The sequence below is a fragment of the Cryobacterium suzukii genome, assembly GCF_004403185.1.
In the GTDB taxonomy this organism is placed as follows: domain Bacteria; phylum Actinomycetota; class Actinomycetes; order Actinomycetales; family Microbacteriaceae; genus Cryobacterium; species Cryobacterium suzukii.
The window spans coordinates 1-21,423 of record NZ_SOHJ01000003.1 but is presented as its reverse complement, the minus strand read 5'-3'; the positions used below and the strand labels follow the sequence as shown (position 1 = coordinate 21,423).

Genomic DNA, 21,423 nt, shown 5'->3' with positions numbered 1-21,423 from the left:
AAAGTCACTAACTTTGCTGGAGACCGCCCACACACCTACTAGAAGGAGCCAGCATGGCGCCTCGCGCCCTTGACACCCTTCCTCCGCGAATAGCGGATGCTGCAGTTCCCGGCCCGGATCAGCTCCGTGACCTGTACCGGATGCTGACAAACGTGCGGCAGCTCGACACGTCGGCGGTCGCCTGGCAGCGGCAGGGCCTCATTCCCGGCTACGCGCCGATGCTCGGACAAGAGGCCGCCCAGGTCGGTGCCGGATTCGGCGTCGACAAGGCCCGGGACTTCGCCTTTCCGACCTACCGCGAGATGGGCGTCGCCTACACTCTCGGCGTGAACATGGTCGAGTACATGTCGACGCACAAGGCGATCTGGCATGGCGGACTCTACGATCCGGTCGCCACCCACTTCGCACCCTTTCAGGCGGTTGTCGGCGGATCCGTGCTGCACGCGGTCGGCTGGGCGCACGGTCAGACCCTGAACGGCCAGACCCTGAACAGTTCATCCACTGCCGGGCTCGGCGTCGCCCTGGCCTTTCTCGGCGATGGCGCAAGCTCGCAGGGTGACGTGCACGAGGCCATGAACTTCGCCGCCATTTTGACGGCGCCGGTGGTGTTCTTCGTGCAGAACAACGGTTGGGCCATATCGGTGCCGACCGAGCAGCAGGTGGCTGGCGGTTCGGTCGCCGCACGCGGTGCGGGCTACGGAATGCCGGCCGTGCGGGTTGACGGCAACGACGTGCTCGCCGTACTCGATGCCACCCGGCGTGCCGCAGCCCACGCCCGAGCCGGCCTCGGCCCGGTCGTGGTTGAGGCCATGACCTATCGGCGCGGTCCGCACTCCACGAGCGACGACCCTGGCCGCTATCGCACCCTCGATGACGAGAAAATCGACGGCGGAGAAGACCCGCTGAGCCGGTTCCGTGCGGCGCTGCTCGAGCGCGGCATGGCCGACGCGGCCTTCTTCGCCGAGGCCGACGCGCAGGCGCAGGCTCGGGCCGATGAGATTCGCGACGGTGTCGTGGACCTCACCAGCCGACCCGGCAGCGAAATGTTCGACTTTGTTTTTCAAGAATCAACGCCGACGCTCGGCGCCCAGGCGCGCCAGTGGAGAGAGGAATCCGAGCATGTCTGAGACTCTCGAACTTGTACGCGAGACCCCGCTTCTGCAGCTCTCGATGCAGCAGGCCATCAACCGGGCACTCGGTGAGATTCTCGAACACGACGACCGCGCCCTCATCTTCGGTGAAGACGTCGGCGTGCTCGGCGGAGTCTTTCGGGTCACCGACGGTCTGCAGCAGCGCTTCGGCGCGAACCGGGTGTTCGACACCCCGCTGGCAGAGTCGGGTATTCTCGGCACCGCGATCGGGCTGGCCATGGCCGGGTTCCATCCCATTCCCGAGGTGCAGTTCGACGGTTTCGCCTACCCCGCGGTGAACCAGATCATCACGCAGCTCGCCCGCATGAACTATCGCAGCCGCGGACGCCTGCCCATGCCGGTCACGCTGCGGGTGCCGAGCTTCGGCGGTATTCGCGCTCCGGAACACCACGGTGAAAGCCTCGAATCGCTGTTCGCACACGTACCCGGGCTCAAGGTTGTGTCGCCGTCCAACCCACAGCAGGCCTATCACCTGCTCAAGCACGCCGCCTCGATGCCAGACCCGGTCATTTTCATGGAGCCGAAGGCGCGTTACTGGAACAAGGCAGCGGTCGACCTGGCTGATGACCAGGACAGCATTTCTCTCGAGGGGTCGGTGATTGCCCGCCCCGGCAAGCACGCCACCCTTGTCGCCTGGGGCGCCATGGTTTCCCGCTGCCTGCAGGTCGCGGAGCTGGCCGCGGAAGATGGCATCGAACTCGAGGTGCTCGACCTGCGCTGGCTGAAGCCGATCGACGAGGCGGGGCTGGCGGCATCCGTTTCGCGCACGCGTCGCGCCATCGTCGTGCACGAGGGGCCGCACACCGCTGGCCTCGGCGCCGAGGTCGCGGCGCTGGTTTCGCAGAGCTGTTTCGACACGCTGCGGGCGCCGGTTGAGCGCGTGACCGGCTTCGACGTGCCGTACCCCTCTGGCGATCTCGAAGACGAGTACATCCCGAACATTGATCGAATCCTCTTCGGAGTTCAGCGAGTATTGGAGTACCGCCGTGGCTGAAATCTCATTTCCACTGCCCGACCTCGGAGAGGGACTGCTCGAGGCGACCGTACTCGAATGGCTGGTCAAGGTGGGCGACCAGGTCGAACGCAACCAGCCCTTCGTCGAGGTGGAAACGACCAAGTCGTCGGTGGAGCTGCCCTCGCCGATCGCAGGCATTGTGCTCACGCTGCACGGCGAGCCCGGCGATGTCGTGCTCGTCGACAGGCCGCTGATCACCTTCGCGGTCGCCGACGATTCCGCCGGCATCGTGGGCACGGTGCCGCAGGAGGCCGCCCCGAAACGCCGCGTGCGCCTCTCGGTCGTGCTCGATGAGGACTGACATCGCCAGCACCCTGCACTGGCAGCAGCACGAGCCCGCTCTCGACGCTGGCCGCGCCCCGGTGCTGCTGGTGCACGGCTTCGCCTCGTCGACCGCACTCAACTGGGAGGCGACCGGCTGGGTGCGTGACCTGACCGCTGCCGGCCGGCGCGTGCTAACCGTCGACCTGCTCGGTCACGGCGAGAGCTCGGCTCCGCTCGAAACGGATGTCTACGCCCCCAGCCGCCTGCGCGCGGCCGTTCTCGAGGTGCTCGCCCTCGCCGGCATCCGCGTGCGTGAGGCTGGCAACCCCGCCACCGGTGTCGACCTGGTCGGCTACTCACTCGGCTCACGCCTGGCCTGGGAACTCGCCGCCGAACGGCCCGACCTGATCAATCGCGCGGTGCTCGGCGGGATGAGCGCCGAGGATCCACTCGCCGACTTCGACCTCGACGCGGCCGACCGGTTTCTCGCCGACGCCAGTGCGATCGCGCACGCGTCGACCGCCTCGCTGATGACGCTGATGCAGCTCGCTCCGGGCGCCAACGCCCCCGCCCTGTTGCGGCTGGTCGCTGCGATCAAGGCGGAACGGTTCGAGCCGGGCGCATCCGTTCCGGCGCGGCCGCTACTATTCGTGACAGGTGACCGCGACGTGCTCGCAACCGGAACCACCCAACTCGCGGCGCTCGCCGGCGGCTCCGAGGTGCTGTGGCTGCCCGCCCGCACCCACACCAACGCCGTGAGCTCTCGGGCGTTCAAGCAGGCCGCGATCGAATTTCTCGGTCGCTGACCGTGGGGCCGACCCTAGTACGAGTCGGATGCCCGAGCCGATCTCGGCGAGCAGGTACGCAGGGACATGCCCGGCGGGACAGGCGTCGAGGTACTCGCGGTTGACCGGGCCGACCTGAGAGACAACGGCAACGGAGTCCTTCTCGAGCCCGGCGGCCTCAGCGGAAATGAGGACGTTGCCGGGGAACGTCTCCAAGCCCATAGTCGACGTCAGCGGGACCACCTGTACGGTGGCGATGTTCGTTGCGAGCAACCAGTCCTCTTGAACGACGACCGGTTGAATTCGCCGAACGCTCAGCGGACACTTTCTCGGGTTTCGAACGACGTAGCGCCACCGCTGTGCCCGTCCATGTTTCGTATCACGTCAGAGTGCCAGCTTCATCCGGCCTCAGGAGATCTTGCCACTGCCTAGGCTCGTCGGTGTTTACGCCGGGGCCGGGGGCGTCCCGTCCATTTCCAAAGGGCGCACCAACCCGAATCGTTCGATCAGTTCAGGCAACGACTCAAAGTTCATCTGCAGCCCATACCTCTCGGACACCGCAGCCATTCCCTCAAGGTCCGGTTCGGCGCCGTCCGAGAAGAACTGCCCAATTTCTTCGAAGTACTTCTCGAATCCCGCCGGAGAAATAACTTCCAAAACCCGCGCCGGCTCGTCTCCTGCGTTCCAGAAGGTGTGCCACTGATCCCTCGGCTTCCGGACCAGCTCGCCCGGACCAGCATGGAAGACTTTCTCACCGAGAAGAAATCCGATCTTTCCCATGATGACAATCGTGAACTCATCCTCGCGGCTGTGCATGTGCAGAGGCGCCGCCAGCTCGCGCGGTGCGAGCAGATGCTCGACGATGGAAAACCTTCCGGTCGTCGCTGCTGCGCCGAGCATCGTTTGGGCGGTCATCGCATCGCCGAACCGGACAAGGCTGCCAACGTCTTCGCCGACTGGTCCGAACTCTCTAGCGCTCATGTGACTATTGTCCGCGCGCTCCGCACTGGGGGCAATGGGCCGAAAAGCAGATGTTCTACAGCTGCCCAGCTGCGATTGTCCCGGCAGGCACTCTTAGGAAGCATCAGCTATTCGCTGCCAGGAAGGAAAGGGACTCGGCCACGATGTGGCTTGAACTTGGATTAGCAGCGGTCAACGCGGCGAGCTTCGCCTTTCACGTTGTCAAAAGGAGGCAGGCCCTCGACAGGTGAGCCACAAGTTGAGGTGACCTCCGACTCGGCTAGTCCTCACAGGCGCCCCTAGGAACACCGCCAGAGTTATTTCGAAGCGCCCGTAAGCCGGACCCTGCGACGATGAATGCTATTTCGGACGGTTCGAGCGCCGGTTGCGCCGTGGTACACAAACGCCACTGACTGGCTCGTCTGCGCTCGTCTGCGCTCTTCTGGAAGAATCATGAAATGACCGTCACCCTTCAGCGAATCCTCACCAGCGAATTCCCATCATGGCTGGACCGCAGCTGCACCGAGTACATCGACGACTTGGTTGTCCAGGGCGCATCGCCAGAACAAGCTCGGCTCATGGCGGTCGAGAGCACGCTTCGCTCATTTCCGGACGGTGCTGTGAGCCCTGGCAATGAGATCTTTCACGTCATGAGTGAGGCGGGTGAGCCTGTCGGGTATCTCTGGATCGGCCAGGATGTCAGCGCCGACCCGGGTGCGTGGTGGGTCTGGGACATTGTCATCAATGCGAACCAACGTGGTCAGGGTTTCGGGAGGGCCGCGATGCTCCTCGGCCAAGAGTATGCCCGCACACAAGGCGCGCAGACTCTTGGCCTGAGCGTCTTCGCATTCAACACCGGCGCCCGCGGTCTCTACGAATCACTCGGCTACGAAACAACTTCGTTGAAGATGCTCAAGAAGCTCGGCTGAGCCTTCCGAAAGCGCAACCGTCTACGGACATATGCCTACCTGCACGGATGGCGCGGGAGCCCGCACGCTACAGGGCACTTGCACGCTTCGGACGGATCTCCTGCTTGCGATGAAGGCAGACTCACCTTATCCGCGGCTCACCTCAAGACAGACTCACCGCGTATGTGCCCAGTGCGGCCATCCCGACGACTTCGGCTACACCAATTGCGCTACCGATCAGCCAGGGTCTGCGCCTGACGATCTCGATGGTGACCGACACTATGATCGCCGCGCCAAGAACGAACGGAGTCATCACGAGGACGCCATAGAGCGCATATCCGCTGCTGTCGTAAGTCTTCTTTGCTCCCGAGTCCAATCTCTCTCATGCCGACGCGGCGAAGTACTTTGACTGAAGCGATGTTTGCTTCGACCGCCTCGGCCCAAATTCGGCTGAGCCCAAGGCCATCGAAACCATGTGCAACTCCGGCACGCGCAGCAGCTGTCCCCAGACCACGACCCCACGATGTGGACGGGCCAACCACATATCCAAGCTCGCGTTGCAGTTGACCACTCCCATGCAGGTCTACGTAGCCAACCGGGTACTGGGCATCGAGCGCGAGCAATCGGATGAGGTGCGGGTCAGGATGAGATATCTGTTCTTGCCACCATTCGACCGCCCGCTGTTGGGACTTCTTTGCTTGCCAGCCCGCGTGCGCACAGAAGAGCGCGTCGGTTTGCCATCCGGCAAGCGCCTCGGCGTCTGCCTGCGTCAGTTCACGAAGAGTGAGGTCCACTTCGCCATTATCAACCATGCCCGCAAGAGGGAAGAGGTTAGGGACGATTTCGCTCAAACACTCGGCGAGCCCGACGACCACACGCCAAACCACGGCTCGGCGCCGTACTCTTCGAATCGCTCCGTCTCGGTGAACCCCAGCTTCGCCGCGACACGCACCGAGGCATCGCTGGCGGACTGCGTGCAAAGCACCACAAGCTCGCCGGGGAGCGCGCCGGCGAACCAGCGAAGTGCCGCTGCGCATGCCTCGGTGGCGTACCGAATCCCCACATTATAGCTGAGCTCGGCCTCGCCGCCATCCGGGTGAATGTGCCCCGGACGCTCCGCGTCGCGCCGATCGAAAGTGACTATACCGATCGTCGCTCCATCGCGATCGACGACGAAGTAGCCGGGGCGATGACCCGGGATTTCAGGCACCGCCCGTTCGAGTTCGTCGCGCGGCTGAGGGCCGCCAAGGTGAGCGCACATTTCCGGCGACCCGAGCAGATCGATGACAGCCGAACGGTCCCCAGGCTCAGACTCACGGAGCACCAGGCGCTCGGTCCTGAGTGGGCCTGGTGGCCAGGTTACGGGTCCCAGATGTGCCATGCGCTCATAATCACCACGGGTCCACCGAGACTGCCCAAGCAGATTGTAGTGGATGCCCGGAAGCCGAAGGGTTAGCGGGATTTACGCGATCGAAGAGCCTCCCGACCGACAGGCACAACGACCAAACCTCCGGCGCAGAGGAGCACAAGCCAGTTGCCAGTACCAAGGCCCACCCACAGACCGACCCCGAGAATCACCACACTGTAAACGATCCCGAAAATCCACATTCTGCGTCGCGATGAGCTGATCTGAGCCGATGACATGCCTTCAGGCTATCTAAATGAAAGCAACAAGCGAATACCCGCATGCCGAACCCCCTGCGGGACACTTGTTGCGATAGGAGCGGTATAGACACCCCCGTTTTTTCGCGACCGATATTCTGAAACGATGAAACAAATAGGCATTGTTGGCGGGCTGAGTTGGATTTCAACGGCCGAGTACTACCGCTTGATTAACGTGATGGTGCGGAAGGAACTGGGAGGTCATCGGTCCGCGAGAATGCTCGTCGACAGTTTGGATGAGCAGACATTCTTGGACGCCCAAGCAGCAGACCCTTCTGAAATTGTTTCTGAGGCGCAGATCGTTGACTCGGTTGCTCGACTTTCGGGGGCGGGTGCTGAGATCGTTGCACTGAGTGCCAACGGCTTGCATCGATTCGTTCCCGCTATCACTAATCGCACGGGCGTGAATGTCGTTGATATCGCCGAAGCCACTGCTAGCGCAGTAAGCCAAGCAAGGCTAACTAGCGTCGGGCTCCTCGGCGTAAGAAGGACGATGGAGGGCGAATTTTACCGGCGACGTTTCGAGGAGCTCGGCATAACCGTCATCGTGCCTGACGACAGAACGCGTGGCTACGTCCACGATGCCATCATCGAGGAGTTGACACTGGGACACTTCACAGACGAAACCAGAACCAAGTTCCTAGAAATCTGCAAAGGATTGGTCAATCGCGGTGCCGAAGGGGTTGTTCTGGGTTGCACTGAGATCCCTCTACTCCTCGACAACTCGGCCGACTTAGAGTTCCCGCTGTTCTCGACTACCGAGATCCACTGTCAAGCAATTGTTCAGGCGGCTCTCGGCGTTAGCATGTGATCGTCTAAGCATTTGATCACGGCTCTCGGCCTGGCAGTCTTCTGCTGCTGTGCAGCCGCATACGTGTGGCCGGTATTGTGTGATCGATTCGTGGTGGGGTCGATGCCGCGCAAGGGGAACCCCCTGCGGGACGCCCGTGAATGCCCGTGTTTGCGCGTGAGACCATGGCAGCATATCTCCCTTCGCATTTTCCGAGTTGAAGCACCTAGCCCGAACCGACCTCGTCGGTCTCTACGAAAGCGTCGGGTGGTCAGTGTACGCGAGCGCCCCCGAGGCCCTTGTCCGCGCGGTGGAGCAGTCGTCCTACGTCGTATCAGCGAAACGGACTCGGCAGGGCTTTGGTCGATAACGTCATCGAGCACTACGTTCACGTTCGACAAAAGGTGCTACTGACCGATGACGAACCGGGCCGACGAGCATTCTACAAATCCATGGGTTTCATCGAAGGGCACGACTTCAGCCCAACGCCCTTGCGTGCTTTCGTCCAAATCGGGAGCTAAGAGCAGCAAAGTGAGTCCCGATCCAGGAACCCCTTACGGGAATCCAGATCCGATTCGCCAGGGTATCTGCGGACCGCGGCTTTGATCTACGCCGTCGGAGGTACGCCCGCCGCGATGGCCTGCAGGGCGGCGATGTGAATTTCCATGGCCGCTGACCCCGCCGGTGTCGCCGTCAGCCAGGTTCGTGGCCGGTTGCCCACGTAACCCTTACGCACCATGAGATAGCCTGCGGTTTTTAGCGTGCTGATCGCTTTGCTCAAGGCTGAGTCGTCGGTTTCGAGTAGATCGCGTAGGGAAGAGAAGTCAATTTCGACATCTGATCGCAGAGCGGCCATCACTGAGAAGCGTAGCGGTGTGAGCAGGGCATCGTCGAGATCGTGCCGAGGGTGGCCAGCCATTCATGCCTCGCAGATTGGGGCCGGCCTGAACGAAGCAATTGCCAACGGAGCTGCAACGCAGATGCCACCAACCAAGCCCACGATGGTCAGATCCCAGTCCGTGCGGGCCAGCACTGCGGCGAGGCCATTCATGAGGAGGAAAGAACAACCGAAAGCGATCCGCTGAGTGCGGCCCCACTCCTGGGCGAGTCGAGATAAACCCCACCGGCTATCTCGCGTGGCCAAGATCGCAAGGATCAGTGCTGCGCTGGTTATCGACCAAGGAATAGACGAGGACAATCCTGCTGCTACGCCGAGCGCTCCTAGCCAAGTACCGAGCACAAGTGTCACTACTCGGACGTTCAGGCTCAATGGCGCCAGCGTTGTGGCGGCCGAGCGGCGAACACCCGCCGCCCGGGCCAGCAGCGCCGAGCGGAGCGCGAGGGTACTGAGCGGCACAGCGGCGAGTACGACAATCCCGACCAGAAGAGGCAACGCGATCGGACCGGCAAATAGGGAGAGACAGAGAAGCACGACCAGCGCGAATGCCGAGGCAGTCGAGACCAGCCGTCCGTGACGGCGGGTCTCTGGAGTGTGCTCTGCGGGCAGCTGATCGCGAAGTCCCAATTCGAGCATGGACGCGACAAAAAAGGGCACTAAGAGTAGATGAAGAATGTTAAGCCCGGATATTTCAAAACCGGGACTCACCGCCCAGCCATCGGCCGACACGCTTGCACTACTCACGACAAACGTCAGGGCAAGGGTGAGGGTTGCCACAGCCATCCAAGTTTCAGCCACTGCTCGAGTGCGGGCATCGATGGCTTCCCCAACCCGGACCCCGACGTCATCCCCAGTTTTCAACAATGATCGAGCATGAGCTGTTGCTCCAGAATCTGCCATCCCATCGAGTGTGCCTTCAAATCGGTCGCTCATTTTGTATCCCCCAGTTGGTGAAGCCTCGGTGCAATACTGTCAAGATAGCATCTAGTTGCCATCTGGCAAGCAGAAGAACAAATTTAGGATCATCAGGCAATCAGATTCGGACGATTGCCCTGTTGGCGCGCAGAAGCCGAACCCGTTGGGGAACCCTCAACGGGATTCTCGATGGAAGCTTGCGCATCCGAGAATGGCTGTGGGATCGCGGAACCGTTCTTGCTGCGGCTACCGCCGGAGATCGTTGATTGTGCGGTCGCCCAAGAGCCAACTGATCCCAACAAACACCCCGCTGACGATGGAGGCGGCGAGAAGGAAAATCAGGGCCCTTCCGAGGAAGCTGGCTGGCGTGCTGATGATAGTCGTCGCGGCCAGCCCGGCTGTGGCGCTGATCATTGCCGTCGCCAAGAGCCGGGTCAGGGCCCACACCGCGCCCGGCTCGGAGTCGGGTTCGTGTCCGCGTTTTCGGAAAGTTCGTCGGAGTAGGACGTGAGCTGTCGACCATCCGGCGATGTTCGCGATCGAGATGCCGGCTGCGATTCCGATCACGGTCAGCTGCGGGGGCAGCAGGATCGCCGCTGCAAGCGCACCGGCTGCAGAGAGCACGGCGATGGTGAGTTGTGTGATGAACGGGCCTCGGGCGTCTTGCAGAGTGAAGGATGTCCGGTTGAGGACGTAGGCCTGGCTGAAGCCGACGAGGCCGACCGCCAGCACCTGCAAGACGTGGCCGATGAGGGGCGTGCCAAAGATCGCCTCAGTCAGAATCGGCCCGACAGCAACGAAAACTGCCGCGGCAGCGAGTGACACATACGCGACAGGTCGAAGCGCGAGATTGGACAAGGACTCGACTTCAGCGAAGTTGATGCGTGCGGCCGCCCCGCTCATGCGTGTGTAGAGGGCCGTAGTCAATGACACAGTCACGATTCCATGGGGCAGAAGCATCAGCAGGTATGCGATCGAGAGGGAGTTCAGGCTTGCCCCGTCGATGCCCAATTGATTGAGTGACTCTCCGGCACTGCTGGCTACGTTCGCCGTCACCAGGTAGGCAACTTGACTGGCAAACACCCCGCCCAGAGTCCAGCCGGCCAGCGAGGACATGTGGCCGAGACCGGCAACGCCCCATCGGAAGCGCAGACGGAAACCGATGCGACGCAGCGGAATCAGCAACAAAAGGGACTGGACGGCGATGGCCAAGGTCGCGGCACCGCTGAGGACCGCGACCATCAGTGGGTTCCACGAGCCAGCGTCACCCAGTCCGGAAGGCAGAGCGACGAGGAACACCACGATGCCGCCGATGCCAACGACGTTCGAGATTGCAGGCGCCCAGGCTGGGGCACCGAACACACCGCGCGCGTTCAACACCTGCGACAAGACGGCGAAGGCGATGAGAAAGAAAATTTGCGGCAGGCACCAGTACGCCATCGACGCGGCAAGCCCTAGCCACGGCGCGGACCACGTCGTGGCGTAGATCCAGACGATTCCCGGCGCACACAAGGTAAGAACGACCGTGGCGCCGGCCCCGCCGATAAGAATGATCGTCAGAAGGCGATCAGTGTCTTCCTGACCCGCGGGGCCAGCGTGCAGGTTCCGAACGATCTGGGGAACAAGTACGGCGCCGAGGACGCCGCCGGCGATCAGGGCAAACAGGTAGGTCGGAGCCGAGTTCGCGATTTCAAACGTTTGACCAGCGACGGCCGTGCTGGTTCCGCCGATGGCAGCGACCAGCAGAATGGCCTTCGCAAAACCCAGCGCCCTGGAAACCAGAGTCGCCGCCATCATCGAGCCGACTGCTCCTCGGGCGCTCACCGTGAACGACCTGAACCAGTGCTTCGCCGTCGACACCCAACACTAGATTCCCCCATTCGTCAACATTCCCACAACTCGGGCCCGGTGCCACACTGCCGCACTTGCCCGAACTCCGTTTTGAACTGCTTCTCGGGGGAGCCCCTTACGGGACGCGAGGTTCGAGTCCAGATCGGTTTGTGACTGTTAGCGCTTTGTGGCGCTAGTTTCCGATGACGGGGATGCTCGCGGCGGCTTCGGCGACATCGTCGGTGCTGGATTACCAGCAAACGCGAAGACATCGACTTTGAGGAAGCCATCCGCGTCCTCCGCGCCATTTGGTCGGACTGATGCCCGTATGCCTGTCCACCTAGGGATACGAAATGCCACGAATTCGGCCCCTGAGTGACCAAGGCAATCATTTGGATCAAAACCCATGTGGTTTAAGGCACTTGCGTTACGAGACACTTGCCCTCAAATTCACCGGGAGCGTTCTAAAGGGTTGCGGCCGGTGCTCGATTAGGTGAATCCTAAGCTTCGACACGTCCCGCGGCGCGGCCCACCATGCGATTCGATCGGCCCTAGGCCGGGACCCATCGCGGCCCAGGTCATAGCGTGTTACCCAACGAAGGCGGACAGAATGATCCTCTTGAGCCCCGCTGATCCGTCCGTTCCGATTGCCTGGGACGCTGGTTCCACGTCCGGTTCGGACATATCAGTCCGTGTGGGAGTCGGCGTCGGTCCATCCGCTTTCATCGTCCGCACAATGGAACGTACCGGTCAGCTGATGAACGATGCGGGACGCGTGACTGGAGTCGTTGACGACGCTCGAACGATTGCCGGGTTAGCGGTTGAGGAGTCTTTACTCGTGATGCTCGGGGAGACCTATCCGCGAGAGTTGCTGGCCACAAGGATGCAGGAGATTGCCGATCAAGCCAGGGCCGTGGACTGGGCGGAATGGGAGTTCACTCAGATCGTCGTCGACGGGATTGGCTTTGCTCTTCGAGTTCGGCACATGCACCCACCAGGATTTGTGGCAATCGCTGACCTGGGTGCGGCAGTGGTCACCATGCGCGGGAAAAAGCTGCCCGATGACCGGCGGTTCACTCTGCATCGCCGCCTAGAGAGCTTTGCAAACCTTGGGGACACGAGCGACTGAGACGTCGCATGCCCCGTGTCGGGGTGCCCTGCATTGCCGTAAATGTCTCGAACCCATGCGATGCAAGACGCTGAAGCCTGCCCGGGAGCGCCGAGGGCAACAAGTTCGATGTGCCAAATAGCGATCATGAACGCCCCACAAAGCGTCAACAGTCACAGCACTGGCCATCGCACGTGCGCTCGAGCACTGCCGCAAGGGGAACCCCGAATGGGACACGGCTGGCCCAAACACCATCTAGTACGTTCGCGGTGAGAGGGCGACTCAGAGAGAGGCGTGGGCTGTCATGCGTTCCACGCAGTTTGTTGCTGTGACCTTGGTCGTCGAAGCAGGATTCTTAATGAGAGCTTGTGGCGGACGCACGGGTCGACGTGCAAGGTTTCCACCACAATTAGGGCAAGCCCGGCCAGGAAACATATTCACGCAATCGGCACACCAGGTGCATTCAAAGGTGCAGATCCATACGTCTTCCGCGTCGACAGCGAGATCTCGATCACAACATTCGCAGTTAGGGCGTATTTGAAGCATGACAGATTATGACAGGTCGCAATGGCCCGGCTGCGACGGTTTGTTGCGGCGTCCGCTTGGACCCCCACGATTCCCAAAAGATCTGCGATGGTCGCACTGTGGACGCGGATCAAATGGGAAGATAGCGTCCTTGTCCTGTTCGCGGAACCCCTGCGAGACCTAGAACTGCGCCGCCCGATAACGCGTGCTGACATGCCCCGAAAACGTGTCGAAGCGTCCGTCCCCCTCCCCTCAAAGGAGCGCAACGCGGCTGCCGTCGACCACTAGCGCATCACCGTCGCGAAGCGCCCAGTAGGGCCTGTCCTCCAGCGCGTAACCCTTGGCCACCCGGGTTAATGTCGCGCTTTCCGGGTGTTTCGGAGATCTAAGGTGGGGCACGAAGGGCCGATCCAGGATGCCGAGGCCATCAACCCCCACCGTTCCGTACAGGGACACGGCGTCCTCTGTCGAGTCGCATGCTTCGAGGCCCGCCAGGCTTGGGGCGAGGACGCACGCCCCGGCACTGAAACCGGCGTAGACGAATGCGTCCAGTCCGAGCTGTTCCACGATGAGCGCGTCGGCCCCCGATCGCGCCATAGCTGCGCGAAGGGTGAAGACGTTGCCACCCCGAACCCACAAAAAGTCCGGGTGGGCAAACGTCGCAGAAAGGCTCTCCGCGTCGTGCACCCGAAGATCGAGCTCACTCGCTGCGAGCCCAAGGCCCGCGAGGGCAGAAACCTGACGGGCAGTCTCGCGGTGCCGCATGTCAGGGTCAGCCCCGTCGAGAGCGTTCATGATGAGCCAGCCGTGTCCATTCCCGCGGACCAGTGCCGTGAACGCCGACGGTTGATCGCCAAGTTCGTACGACGAGAGGTAAAGGCGCATGCATTCATTGTCCCGCGTTCGGCAGGGACGATGATCGGGCCATCGATTGTGCACACGATGCCGCTCGTACCAGTCTCCGCTGCTCTGACGTCATCGCCGACCTGATTGGCGCCGTCAAGTTTGGCGTCCCGTAAGCCGCACGGAGAACGGGTCGACCAGATCGTCGCCGACTCTTGCTACTTGCCCGCAAGCCGAACCCTCAACGAGCTGCTTGTTGCGCAACTCTTTGCATCCACTTTGACGGGATATCTAAAGGCTCGAACCCGAACTTGGCGTAGAGGCCGTGGGCATCCCCGTTGATAGAAGCATTCGCTTCAGATTCAGCGGCTCGAATACATCAATGATTCCCTCGATGAGGGCGACGCCGAGGCCCTGCCCACGCACTTCAGGGGTTACAAAGACGTCGCAAAGCCAAGCAAACGTGACTTCATCCGTGACGACGCGTGCATAGGCAACTTGTTGACCTGAGATCGTCTCGTAGACGCCGAAGTTGCGGGATACATCGATGGCTTGGTCCTGCGTTGCTCGAGACCTTCCCTTTGCCCAATAGCTCTCCTCGCTGAGCCAGCGGTGAACCTTTGCGCGATCGATATCGGAATTGTCGGAAGAGAAACGGTAGGTCGAATCCATCCCACTATCCAACTACAAGTCCTCACAGCAATAGGACACTCTGTCGTCGACCTCCTGGAGCCACCTATTGAGGCGTCAGAGACTGGTTCGCAGACTCAGGAGCTGAGCCTGCGAGTCGGCGGTGGATGCCTGTCCCGTAAGCCGGACGGCGACCGGGACACCCGAGCAGGCGATCGTGGACTCTCGCTCCGATCCGGATGGGGAACCCCCTGCGGAACAGCTGAGACAGCAGTCCCATAAATGCGCGGTGCGCTCGAGCTGACAACGCTCGCGGGCTGCGGGCGCGGGCGGCATCCCGTCGCGCCGCTCCGCGGCGAGACGGAGCGTCAGGTGGGGCCGCTAGAGTGCACTTCAGCACGCAAAGCGGACCCCGGCACGCACGGCGGCAGCGGCGGCGCCGGAAAAAACTTGAAGAAAATCCTGGCCTAACTGTCGATCCGGCGGCAGGATGTTCGTCGTAGTTAATGACGGAGCCGGACAGGCCGGCCCGCGACCTAATGCAGGAGGCAGCTCCATGTCCCAGTACGCAATCCTCATCTACGAAGACCCGGCGTTCTACGCGAACATGTCGCCCGAGGCGTGGGGCGCGGTGGTCGACGCGCACACCACGTTCACCCAGCAGGTCTTCGAGCTCGGTGGGTCCCTCACGGGCGGCGGGGCGCTCGCGCCCACGACGACGGCCACCACGATCAAGGGTGCCGGCACGGTGACGGACGGCCCGTTCGTCGAGACCAAGGAGGCCTTCGGCGGCTACTACGTCGTCGAGGCGCGCGACCTCGACCACGCCGTCGAGATCGCCAAGCTGTGCCCGGCCCCCGGCGGCGGCGTCGAGGTTCGCCCGGTCGTGGACCCGACGACGAACCCGTTCTGATCGCTCCCAGCGACGAGCCGACCGCGTCCGCCATTCAGGCGGACGCGGTCGCTGCCGCGCTGGCGCAGGCCCACCGCTCCGAGTGGGCCTTCGTGCTGTCCGCCACGGTGCGCGTCGCGGGCGACCTGGACGTCGCGGAGGAGTGCGCGCAGGAGGCGTACGTCAGCGCGCTGCGGGCCTGGACCCGGGACGGCGTCCCGGAGCGGCCCGGCGCGTGGCTGACCACGGCGGCGCGGAACCACGCGATGGACCGGTTGCGTCGCGAGGTCACCCTCCGGCGCAAGCTTCCGCTGCTCGTGGAGCCGGCGACCGTCGATCCGCACGACCCGGCCGACCTGGACTGGCCCGACGCCGCGGTGCCGGACGACCGGCTCCGGCTGGTGTTCACCTGCTGCCACCCCACCCTCGCCCCCGAAGCCCGCGTCGCCCTCACCCTGCGCCTGGTCTGCGGCGTTCCCACGCCCGACGTCGCCCGGGCCTTCCTGGTGTCCGAGCCGACGATGGCGGCACGGATCACCCGGGCCAAGAAGAAGATCTCCGAAGCGCGGATCCCCTACCGGGTTCCGGGCCGGGCGGAGCTGCCCGAGCGCCTGGACAGCGTGCTCACCGCCGTCCACCTGCTCTTCAGCACCGGCCACACGGCCGGCGAGGGGGACGCACTCGTCCGTGAGGAGCTCTGCGACCGGGCTCTGCACCTCGCGCGCACCCTCGCGGCGCTGCTCCCCGAGCAGGCCGAGACCCGCGGCCTGCTGGGCCTGCTGCTCCTCACCGACGCGCGCCGGGCCACCCGGACCGACGAGCAGGGCCGGCTGCTCCTGCTCGCCGACCAGGACCGGACTCGCTGGGACCAGCGCGCGATTCTGGAGGGGCTCACGGTGACGGCCGGGGCGCTGGCGTCCGGCCCACCGGGGCGGTTCACCCTGCAGGCGGCGATTGCCGGCGTGCACGCGATGGCGCCGTCCCTGGAGCAGACCGACTGGCCGCGCGTCGTGCACCTCTACGACCGGCTGCTGGCGGTGTGGAACACCCCGGTGGTCGCGCTCAACCGGGCCGCCGCCGTGGCGTTCGCCGACGGTCCGGCCGCCGCCCTGCCGCTCCTCGACGAGCTGGCGACCGATCCCCGGCTCGCCGCCTACCCCTACCTTCCCGCCACCCGCGCCGACCTGCTGCGCCGCCTCGGCGACGCCGCCGGCGCGGCTCAGTCGTACCGGCGCGCGATGGAGCTCACGGCGAACGCCGCGGAGCGCGCCTTCCTGGAGCAGCGCCTGGCCGAGGTCAGCCGCGCCGCCGGCGCCGAGCCCGCGCCCGGCTGAGGACGGCGACTCGGCGGCCACCGCTCCGAGGCCTCGCCCGCACTATGACCGGCTGATGGATCAACGCAATCTGGAACGCATCGCCCGGCAGGACGGGCCTCTGCAGTCGCTTACGCGCGATGAGCTGGAGCGTGAGCCCTTCACGCGCGATCCACAGCCCAACCCTCACCGGGACGAATGTTGGTGACCACTGTGCGACGATGATCGTGTCGGCGTACTGCTCAATCGCACCGCCCTAGAGCGGGTGCCCTCTTCTCGCCACGCATTAGTAAGTTGGCATAAGTTAGCTGATCGATCTCGGCTCTGCCGCGGTCCCTGCGGTTGATCAGTTGCGGGCATTGGCAGCGCAACCAAGCACAGCGCGGCAGAGGTGCTCCCTGCCGGAAGGGGGGTTACCTGCGCGCCCCGTATGCTTGCATCCATGATCGCCGCCATCGCCTTGGTCACACTGATTGGCCTGCTGGTTCTCTTCCAGCTTTCCCTCGCCTTCGGCGCGCCGTGGGGACGACTCGCGTGGGGCGGGCAGCATCCCGGCGTGCTGCCGTTCGGGCATCGGATCGCCTCCGGCGTCTCCATCCTGATCTACGGGTTCATCGCCCTGCTCGCCCTCGACCGGGCGGGTGTCACTGACGTGTTTCCGAACGCGTTCTCGACAGTGGGGATCTGGGTGGTCTTTGGATACCTCACCCTCGGCGTGGTGATGAATGCGATCTCACGGTCCAAACCGGAGCGGTATGCGATGACGCCGGTCGCCCTCGCGCTCTCGTTGCTCGCGCTGCTGATCGCGTTGAGCGGCCCCGCTGAGGAATCGTTCGCTGGCATGGTGCTCGATGACGGGGACGGACCGGTGTTCTGCACGACGATCATGGAGTCCTACCCGCCCCAATGCGGCGCCGACTCTCCTTCTATTACCGGGTGGGATTGGCCCGCGGTCGAGCACGAGCAGTCGCAAACCATCCGCTGGGGCGAGTACCGGTTCAGGGGCGAGCGCGAGGGCAACACCATTTCCATCAGCGGTTCGCCATCGCCGCTGCACTGACCGGGCGGATGGAAGGAGGGAACGCACCCATGAGGTGTAGCCGTCTTCGGTACGAACTCTGCGTCGGCCGTGATCAGCTACGCGCGCTGAAGCCCGCAAGCCGGACGGCGACCGGGACACCCGAGCGGCGATCGACGATTTTCGCTCCGTTCCCGTAAGGGGAACCCTCATCGGCACGGCACGCATGACCCGGCTCGTTGACCGTGACGATTCGATCGCGAATATCGTTCCGCGCACGACGCTTGCCGTCCGAGCGACCGACCGACTGACTGACTGGCTGTAACGAGAACAACGAGGAACCAGACACAAGACGGATTTACCCCCTCCCGGGCGAAGCGTTGTCCCGTGGGACGTGGTGAAACGTCACACGACGCGGGAAAGAGCTCGGGAGTTAAGCGATCCTCGCGCGGCCGGCGCAGGCGTTGAGCACCTCGTTAGCGTCTTCAGCTTGAGCGAATCCAATTCCACGCCGCCCGAAGATCGGAATCGGAAGATCCAGTGGACGCTCATCAATGATCTGAAAAATGTGAAGGGTCAGAACTGCGAAGCTCCGCTGTCCATTGGAAACCTTCAGCCGGCCGGGGTGGACGTAATCGATGTCAGGCCAATTCAGCGCCACAGGAGGGACATCGGTTCGCCCACGACCCCACAGTTCAACTCCTTCCGGTCCGATGGTGACAACAAACTGAAGGCCCAGCCGCGGACGGTCGATCCCGATGACCTTCAGCGCGTCGAGAAGTTCGGGGGTGCGTTGGGTAATGAAGACGACAGCCGAGGGTCGAGCTGAGATCGCCTTACGCACCTTGGCCCGCTGGGATGTGACGACGATCCCAAAAATGAGGCCGCCGAGGGCTCCGGCGCCCGCAACCGTCGCGAACATGATTCCGAGGAACATCATCTGATCGGCGCTGTTCCCGCTTAAGTGCGCAAGCGGAATGCCGAAGGCAACGGCAAGCATGACGATGAGGAAGATCCCCAAGCCCCAGAACGTCAATGTTCGATTTCGCTGGGCATTGGGCAGGTCTTCAAATCGCAGCGAGTTGTTGAGCGACGAGGCATTGGATACCGCTCTGGACACTGTGGCGGGAACGTCAAGGCCCTTCGACGGTGTCGCGTAGACGGCCGACCCGGCGCGGCGGATAACCAAACCGGAATGGGGCTCAACTTGATCAAGAGTCTGGTGGCCGCTCGTCATGGTCGTGTACCCGGCTGCGGCCTCAGCACGCCCCCGACGACCCAGCGCAAAGCTGAAACAGATGATAGTCAGGACCGGGATCCCGAATAACGCAATAAGGGTGGGGATGTTTTGCCCGCTCAGGTCGGAATCGCCCTCGCCTTGAAGAAAGAAGAAAGCAAGAACGCCCACAGTGACTGCCATCACACCCACCACCACGCTCATCACGCGCGATAAGCGGTACGCCGAGACCCCCGTGACCAGTAGGTGCCTGTCAAGATCTGCATCGGCGGAAGTCATCCGACGAGCCTAGCCGTGGTGTGGGCCCGCTGTGGGCACCATCTGCCCGCAGAGCGAAGGGCCAATGAATGGTGTCGTGTCAGTGGGCTGTGCCAATCTAAAATCATGACTGATTTTCCTGAAGGCGGCCGTCAGGCCTCGTACATTCTTCTCGACGCTGTATCTACTTGGGATACAACTGCAACCGATGACACGAATAGTTCGGCTATGAATTTGGCTCTGACCCGAATGAACGAGGTCGATGCGGTCACAGCAACCTTGGACGACAACGATCAGCTTTCGCTGGACGCCAGCAACCTCTTGGGTGGCACGATCGTCTCGATGAACTGGCTTATCGAACAACTCGCTCAGGAGCGCCATCAGTCCAGGCACAGCGTCATCATGAACCTGCGAGAATTTCTGGCGGCGTAGCGCCGCAAAATTGCCGGTACTCCTCCGCATTCGCGCCAATTGCCGGAAGCCGTACCGCCACCGAGACAGGTCTAGGGTGGAACCACCCGGCGGCCGAGTGCGCCGAGGCTGTGTCGCAGGGGAACCCCTTACGGGACGCTTGCGTTCGCAGAGACCGACGGAGAAGTTCGCTAGTTCGCTGCGCAATCAGCGACCCAACGAAGGCTGTTAAGTCCTGGTGGCGGCAGACACCAGCGGGCCATCTTGGCCTTGCAGTTATATCTGCAAGGATCTAGGCTGAAGAACGAGGCCGCGCAACGCGCCGCCTCCACGGGCCAGATCCATAAGTCGGATCTGCGGCCACGTCGAGAAGAGAGAAGTGTTGTCATGGCGCCCAATGTGCTTGTAAACGGATCCCTTCTCGTGGATGAAACAGTCCGCCGCTCTGCCGAACTCTTCATCGCGCAAGCTCATGATCGCAACATCACCACGGCCTCGTTGACCCTGGATGACGGCACGACTGTTCAGTTGGACCGCACCTTGGCCGAACTGATGCAGTTCGTCATTCGAACGTTGCCTTCGGGCGCAGTGAACGTGCAGTCGGTTCCTTCTGAGATGACGTCAACGACCGCCGCAAGCGTTCTTGGGATATCCCGACCTACGCTCATGAAGTTGGTGCAGGACGGCCTGCTCCCCTCGCACAAAGTAGGAGCACATCATCGCTTCAAGCACGCGGACGTCGCCATCCTCGCGGAGGCTCGCCGTGCTGCTCGACTGGATGCCTTCACCAAGCTTCGTGAACTCGATGACAGCCTCGAGGGGGCAGAGTAGAACAAGGGTGAAACCCAAGTCCACGCTGGACCGATAGCGTGGACGCGTGCACCATGTATTCGTCGACTCCAACGTACTGGGAAGCCGCACCCTCTACGACTGGCTATTCCTGCTGCGCAGCCAATCCAAGATGTTCAGTCTGAGCGCGACTCCGGACGTGCTTGACGAAACGCATCGCGTGTGGCGACGGAAGCATCCTTCGGCGGGCGGAGAGCTGCGCAGAAACCGCGAAAAAGTCTTTCGTGAGAACTTCGACGAAATCCTCGAGGACTGGACCGGTGGCGAGGCATCAAACCTGAGGGACAAAGACGATCAGCACGTTCACAATGCGGCCGTTTACAGCCAGGCAGACATTCTGCTCACAATGAACAGCAAGGACTTTGGCGAGCCGGACCTGCTGCCGTATGACCTGTATACGCCCGACGAGTTCTTCTGCCTGGTAGAGAGCAGCCACTTGTTTGTTGTCCGCGAAGTCACTCGGACGCAGAACACCTATTGGCAGAGCCGACGCGCCAAAGGCGACTCGGTGACGAGCCTGGCCGAAGCGCTCGAAAAAGCTGGCTGTCCAAAATTCGCGGCAATCGTTGCTGAACACCTTCGGGTGCTGTCGGGGCCGATCTAGCCAACGCTGTCGTTGGGATCCCGCAGATGGTGGCGCGGTTCACGTCCATGCGGTGTATGCCCATGCCGCCTCACAAGAGCTCTACGGTGCGTCGATCACGTCTGGCGCAGGTTGCCGGCGTCGGTGGCAGCACCACACGCGACTTCTGACTCCGACCACCCGTTTGTGACCCTGATATTGAGGCAGTTCGACCAAGCTGCCGACTGCTGGTCTTTGAGCACGAACTCCATGGGTCAACTTTGACCGGCATCGACGCTGAACTCTTGTTGCGCTGGAACGCACCTGATCTGACATGACCACGTCAACGAAGTGACGACAGTCTCAGACGATCTCGGAACACATTCTGCGGGCCGCTGACACGCTTGGCAGACGCCCGCTCCCTAAGGGACGTCCATCCGGACACCGAACCATTCGATCGCTAGCTCTGGGTCCGTTCCCGATAAGGGAACGGCGGATTCAACCGGTCGTCGCAACACTCCCATTTGTGAGGTGTTGTACGTGTGGTCGAAGTATGAGTTGGTGGAGAAGCAGGCGCGGTTCTGGGTGTTGATGACCCA

Annotated in this window: 24 protein-coding genes; 14 read left to right on the top strand and 10 right to left on the bottom strand. The window is 62.6% G+C overall.

Translation table 11 applies throughout. The annotated features are described in order from the left end of the window. The first annotated feature begins 53 nt into the window (after positions 1 to 53). The 4 genes from E3T39_RS03245 to E3T39_RS03230 are packed head-to-tail and all read left to right on the top strand — an operon-like array spanning position 54 to position 3,236. On the top strand, positions 54 to 1,127 hold the full coding sequence (locus tag E3T39_RS03245; protein ID WP_134513321.1) for a thiamine pyrophosphate-dependent enzyme: 1,074 nt from the start codon (positions 54 to 56) through the stop codon (positions 1,125 to 1,127). Next, positions 1,120 to 2,145 carry an alpha-ketoacid dehydrogenase subunit beta gene (locus E3T39_RS03240; protein WP_134513320.1) on the top strand — a complete coding sequence of 342 codons (1,026 nt, stop codon included), beginning with the start codon at positions 1,120 to 1,122 and terminating at the stop codon, positions 2,143 to 2,145. Before E3T39_RS03245 ends, E3T39_RS03240 begins: the two co-directional genes overlap by 8 nt. Beyond that, positions 2,138 to 2,467: a biotin/lipoyl-containing protein gene (locus tag E3T39_RS03235; protein ID WP_134513319.1), complete on the top strand. Its 330-nt coding sequence runs from the start codon at positions 2,138 to 2,140 to the stop codon at positions 2,465 to 2,467. The genes E3T39_RS03240 and E3T39_RS03235 overlap by 8 nt, the downstream gene beginning before the upstream one ends. Then, positions 2,457 to 3,236: an alpha/beta fold hydrolase gene (locus E3T39_RS03230; protein WP_134513318.1), complete on the top strand. Its 780-nt coding sequence runs from the start codon at positions 2,457 to 2,459 to the stop codon at positions 3,234 to 3,236. The genes E3T39_RS03235 and E3T39_RS03230 overlap by 11 nt, the downstream gene beginning before the upstream one ends. Before the next feature lie 423 nt (positions 3,237 to 3,659). Here the strand turns inward: E3T39_RS03230 and E3T39_RS03220 are convergent, their stop codons facing one another. Next, a complete protein-coding gene (locus tag E3T39_RS03220; protein WP_198416079.1) occupies positions 3,660 to 4,196 on the bottom strand; it encodes a cupin domain-containing protein in 537 nt (178 codons plus the stop codon). A 437-nt stretch (positions 4,197 to 4,633) separates the two neighbouring features. Between E3T39_RS03220 and E3T39_RS03215 the strand changes: the two genes are divergently transcribed. Then, the gene (locus E3T39_RS03215) at positions 4,634 to 5,104 is read left to right on the top strand and encodes a GNAT family N-acetyltransferase (protein WP_134513317.1); all 471 of its coding nucleotides are present in this window, start codon (positions 4,634 to 4,636) and stop codon (positions 5,102 to 5,104) included. 209 nt (positions 5,105 to 5,313) lie between these two features. Here E3T39_RS03215 and E3T39_RS03210 read toward each other — a convergent pair whose 3' ends face one another. Further along, a complete protein-coding gene (locus tag E3T39_RS03210) occupies positions 5,314 to 5,934 on the bottom strand; it encodes a GNAT family N-acetyltransferase (RefSeq protein WP_134513316.1) in 621 nt (206 codons plus the stop codon). Continuing rightward, positions 5,931 to 6,407 (bottom strand): GNAT family N-acetyltransferase, encoded by a 477-nt coding sequence (locus E3T39_RS03205; protein ID WP_241979489.1) that lies wholly within the window; start codon positions 6,405 to 6,407, stop codon positions 5,931 to 5,933. Before E3T39_RS03205 ends, E3T39_RS03210 begins: the two co-directional genes overlap by 4 nt. 444 nt (positions 6,408 to 6,851) lie before the next feature. Between E3T39_RS03205 and E3T39_RS03200 the strand changes: the two genes are divergently transcribed. Both E3T39_RS03200 and E3T39_RS16355 read left to right on the top strand, forming a co-directional pair. Further along, positions 6,852 to 7,556, top strand: a complete 705-nt coding sequence (locus E3T39_RS03200; protein WP_134513314.1) for an aspartate/glutamate racemase family protein — start codon at positions 6,852 to 6,854, stop codon at positions 7,554 to 7,556. A gap of 278 nt (positions 7,557 to 7,834) precedes the next feature. After that, positions 7,835 to 8,056, top strand: coding sequence for a GNAT family N-acetyltransferase (locus E3T39_RS16355; RefSeq protein ID WP_338145256.1), 222 nt, complete (start codon positions 7,835 to 7,837; stop codon positions 8,054 to 8,056). An 86-nt stretch (positions 8,057 to 8,142) separates the two neighbouring features. Here the strand turns inward: E3T39_RS16355 and E3T39_RS03190 are convergent, their stop codons facing one another. The 3 genes from E3T39_RS03190 to murJ form a co-directional block, all read right to left on the bottom strand. Then, positions 8,143 to 8,454 carry a winged helix-turn-helix domain-containing protein gene (locus tag E3T39_RS03190; RefSeq protein WP_134513313.1) on the bottom strand — a complete coding sequence of 104 codons (312 nt, stop codon included), beginning with the start codon at positions 8,452 to 8,454 and terminating at the stop codon, positions 8,143 to 8,145. Next, positions 8,455 to 9,210, bottom strand: coding sequence for a hypothetical protein (locus tag E3T39_RS03185; RefSeq protein WP_134513312.1), 756 nt, complete (start codon positions 9,208 to 9,210; stop codon positions 8,455 to 8,457). It lies immediately after the preceding gene. Between the two features lie 384 nt (positions 9,211 to 9,594). Next, positions 9,595 to 11,145 carry a murein biosynthesis integral membrane protein MurJ gene (gene murJ / locus E3T39_RS03180; RefSeq protein WP_134513311.1) on the bottom strand — a complete coding sequence of 517 codons (1,551 nt, stop codon included), beginning with the start codon at positions 11,143 to 11,145 and terminating at the stop codon, positions 9,595 to 9,597. 643 nt (positions 11,146 to 11,788) lie between these two features. Here murJ and E3T39_RS03175 point away from each other — a divergent pair. Beyond that, positions 11,789 to 12,307, top strand: coding sequence for a hypothetical protein (locus tag E3T39_RS03175; protein WP_134513310.1), 519 nt, complete (start codon positions 11,789 to 11,791; stop codon positions 12,305 to 12,307). A 261-nt stretch (positions 12,308 to 12,568) separates the two neighbouring features. Here the strand turns inward: E3T39_RS03175 and E3T39_RS03170 are convergent, their stop codons facing one another. From E3T39_RS03170 to E3T39_RS03160, 3 genes are all read right to left on the bottom strand, one after another. Then, positions 12,569 to 12,832 carry a DUF1272 domain-containing protein gene (locus E3T39_RS03170; RefSeq protein ID WP_134513309.1) on the bottom strand — a complete coding sequence of 88 codons (264 nt, stop codon included), beginning with the start codon at positions 12,830 to 12,832 and terminating at the stop codon, positions 12,569 to 12,571. A gap of 231 nt (positions 12,833 to 13,063) precedes the next feature. Continuing rightward, positions 13,064 to 13,696: a Type 1 glutamine amidotransferase-like domain-containing protein gene (locus tag E3T39_RS03165; RefSeq protein ID WP_134513308.1), complete on the bottom strand. Its 633-nt coding sequence runs from the start codon at positions 13,694 to 13,696 to the stop codon at positions 13,064 to 13,066. A gap of 249 nt (positions 13,697 to 13,945) precedes the next feature. Further along, on the bottom strand, positions 13,946 to 14,326 hold the full coding sequence (locus tag E3T39_RS03160) for a GNAT family N-acetyltransferase (RefSeq protein ID WP_338145255.1): 381 nt from the start codon (positions 14,324 to 14,326) through the stop codon (positions 13,946 to 13,948). Positions 14,327 to 14,840: 514 nt separating this feature from the next. Between E3T39_RS03160 and E3T39_RS03155 the strand changes: the two genes are divergently transcribed. The 3 genes from E3T39_RS03155 to E3T39_RS16350 all read left to right on the top strand — a co-directional run bounded on the left by E3T39_RS03155 (position 14,841) and on the right by E3T39_RS16350 (position 17,549). Continuing rightward, a complete protein-coding gene (locus E3T39_RS03155; RefSeq protein WP_134513307.1) occupies positions 14,841 to 15,197 on the top strand; it encodes a YciI family protein in 357 nt (118 codons plus the stop codon). Positions 15,198 to 15,289: 92 nt separating this feature from the next. After that, positions 15,290 to 16,510 carry an RNA polymerase sigma factor gene (locus E3T39_RS03150; RefSeq protein ID WP_134513306.1) on the top strand — a complete coding sequence of 407 codons (1,221 nt, stop codon included), beginning with the start codon at positions 15,290 to 15,292 and terminating at the stop codon, positions 16,508 to 16,510. Positions 16,511 to 16,931: 421 nt separating this feature from the next. Further along, on the top strand, positions 16,932 to 17,549 hold the full coding sequence (locus tag E3T39_RS16350) for a hypothetical protein (RefSeq protein WP_241979487.1): 618 nt from the start codon (positions 16,932 to 16,934) through the stop codon (positions 17,547 to 17,549). Positions 17,550 to 17,940: 391 nt separating this feature from the next. Here the strand turns inward: E3T39_RS16350 and E3T39_RS03140 are convergent, their stop codons facing one another. Further along, positions 17,941 to 19,023, bottom strand: coding sequence for a hypothetical protein (locus E3T39_RS03140; protein ID WP_134513305.1), 1,083 nt, complete (start codon positions 19,021 to 19,023; stop codon positions 17,941 to 17,943). A gap of 105 nt (positions 19,024 to 19,128) precedes the next feature. Here E3T39_RS03140 and E3T39_RS03135 point away from each other — a divergent pair, with 105 nt between their 5' ends. The 3 genes from E3T39_RS03135 to E3T39_RS03125 all read left to right on the top strand — a co-directional run bounded on the left by E3T39_RS03135 (position 19,129) and on the right by E3T39_RS03125 (position 20,866). Next, positions 19,129 to 19,434 carry a hypothetical protein gene (locus E3T39_RS03135; RefSeq protein ID WP_134513304.1) on the top strand — a complete coding sequence of 102 codons (306 nt, stop codon included), beginning with the start codon at positions 19,129 to 19,131 and terminating at the stop codon, positions 19,432 to 19,434. A 366-nt stretch (positions 19,435 to 19,800) separates the two neighbouring features. Beyond that, the gene (locus tag E3T39_RS16270) at positions 19,801 to 20,244 is read left to right on the top strand and encodes a helix-turn-helix domain-containing protein (RefSeq protein ID WP_198416078.1); all 444 of its coding nucleotides are present in this window, start codon (positions 19,801 to 19,803) and stop codon (positions 20,242 to 20,244) included. A gap of 46 nt (positions 20,245 to 20,290) precedes the next feature. After that, positions 20,291 to 20,866, top strand: a complete 576-nt coding sequence (locus E3T39_RS03125) for a PIN domain-containing protein (RefSeq protein WP_134513303.1) — start codon at positions 20,291 to 20,293, stop codon at positions 20,864 to 20,866. Positions 20,867 to 21,423: the final 557 nt, after the last annotated feature.

Coding starts and splice junctions, on each gene's coding strand:
- E3T39_RS03190 (WP_134513313.1), bottom strand. CDS start 8,454: ATGGCTGGCCACCCTCGGCACGATCTCGACGATGCCCTGCTCACACCG.
- E3T39_RS03160 (WP_338145255.1), bottom strand. CDS start 14,326: ATGGATTCGACCTACCGTTTCTCTTCCGACAATTCCGATATCGATCGC.
- E3T39_RS03175 (WP_134513310.1), top strand. CDS start 11,789: ATGATCCTCTTGAGCCCCGCTGATCCGTCCGTTCCGATTGCCTGGGAC.
- E3T39_RS03220 (WP_198416079.1), bottom strand. CDS start 4,196: ATGAGCGCTAGAGAGTTCGGACCAGTCGGCGAAGACGTTGGCAGCCTT.
- E3T39_RS03200 (WP_134513314.1), top strand. CDS start 6,852: ATGAAACAAATAGGCATTGTTGGCGGGCTGAGTTGGATTTCAACGGCC.
- E3T39_RS03135 (WP_134513304.1), top strand. CDS start 19,129: ATGACTGATTTTCCTGAAGGCGGCCGTCAGGCCTCGTACATTCTTCTC.
- E3T39_RS16270 (WP_198416078.1), top strand. CDS start 19,801: ATGGCGCCCAATGTGCTTGTAAACGGATCCCTTCTCGTGGATGAAACA.
- E3T39_RS16350 (WP_241979487.1), top strand. CDS start 16,932: ATGATCGCCGCCATCGCCTTGGTCACACTGATTGGCCTGCTGGTTCTC.
- E3T39_RS03170 (WP_134513309.1), bottom strand. CDS start 12,832: ATGCTTCAAATACGCCCTAACTGCGAATGTTGTGATCGAGATCTCGCT.
- E3T39_RS03240 (WP_134513320.1), top strand. CDS start 1,120: ATGTCTGAGACTCTCGAACTTGTACGCGAGACCCCGCTTCTGCAGCTC.
- murJ (WP_134513311.1), bottom strand. CDS start 11,145: ATGATGGCGGCGACTCTGGTTTCCAGGGCGCTGGGTTTTGCGAAGGCC.
- E3T39_RS03140 (WP_134513305.1), bottom strand. CDS start 19,023: ATGACTTCCGCCGATGCAGATCTTGACAGGCACCTACTGGTCACGGGG.
- E3T39_RS03165 (WP_134513308.1), bottom strand. CDS start 13,696: ATGCGCCTTTACCTCTCGTCGTACGAACTTGGCGATCAACCGTCGGCG.
- E3T39_RS03230 (WP_134513318.1), top strand. CDS start 2,457: ATGAGGACTGACATCGCCAGCACCCTGCACTGGCAGCAGCACGAGCCC.
- E3T39_RS03245 (WP_134513321.1), top strand. CDS start 54: ATGGCGCCTCGCGCCCTTGACACCCTTCCTCCGCGAATAGCGGATGCT.
- E3T39_RS03215 (WP_134513317.1), top strand. CDS start 4,634: ATGACCGTCACCCTTCAGCGAATCCTCACCAGCGAATTCCCATCATGG.
- E3T39_RS03155 (WP_134513307.1), top strand. CDS start 14,841: ATGTCCCAGTACGCAATCCTCATCTACGAAGACCCGGCGTTCTACGCG.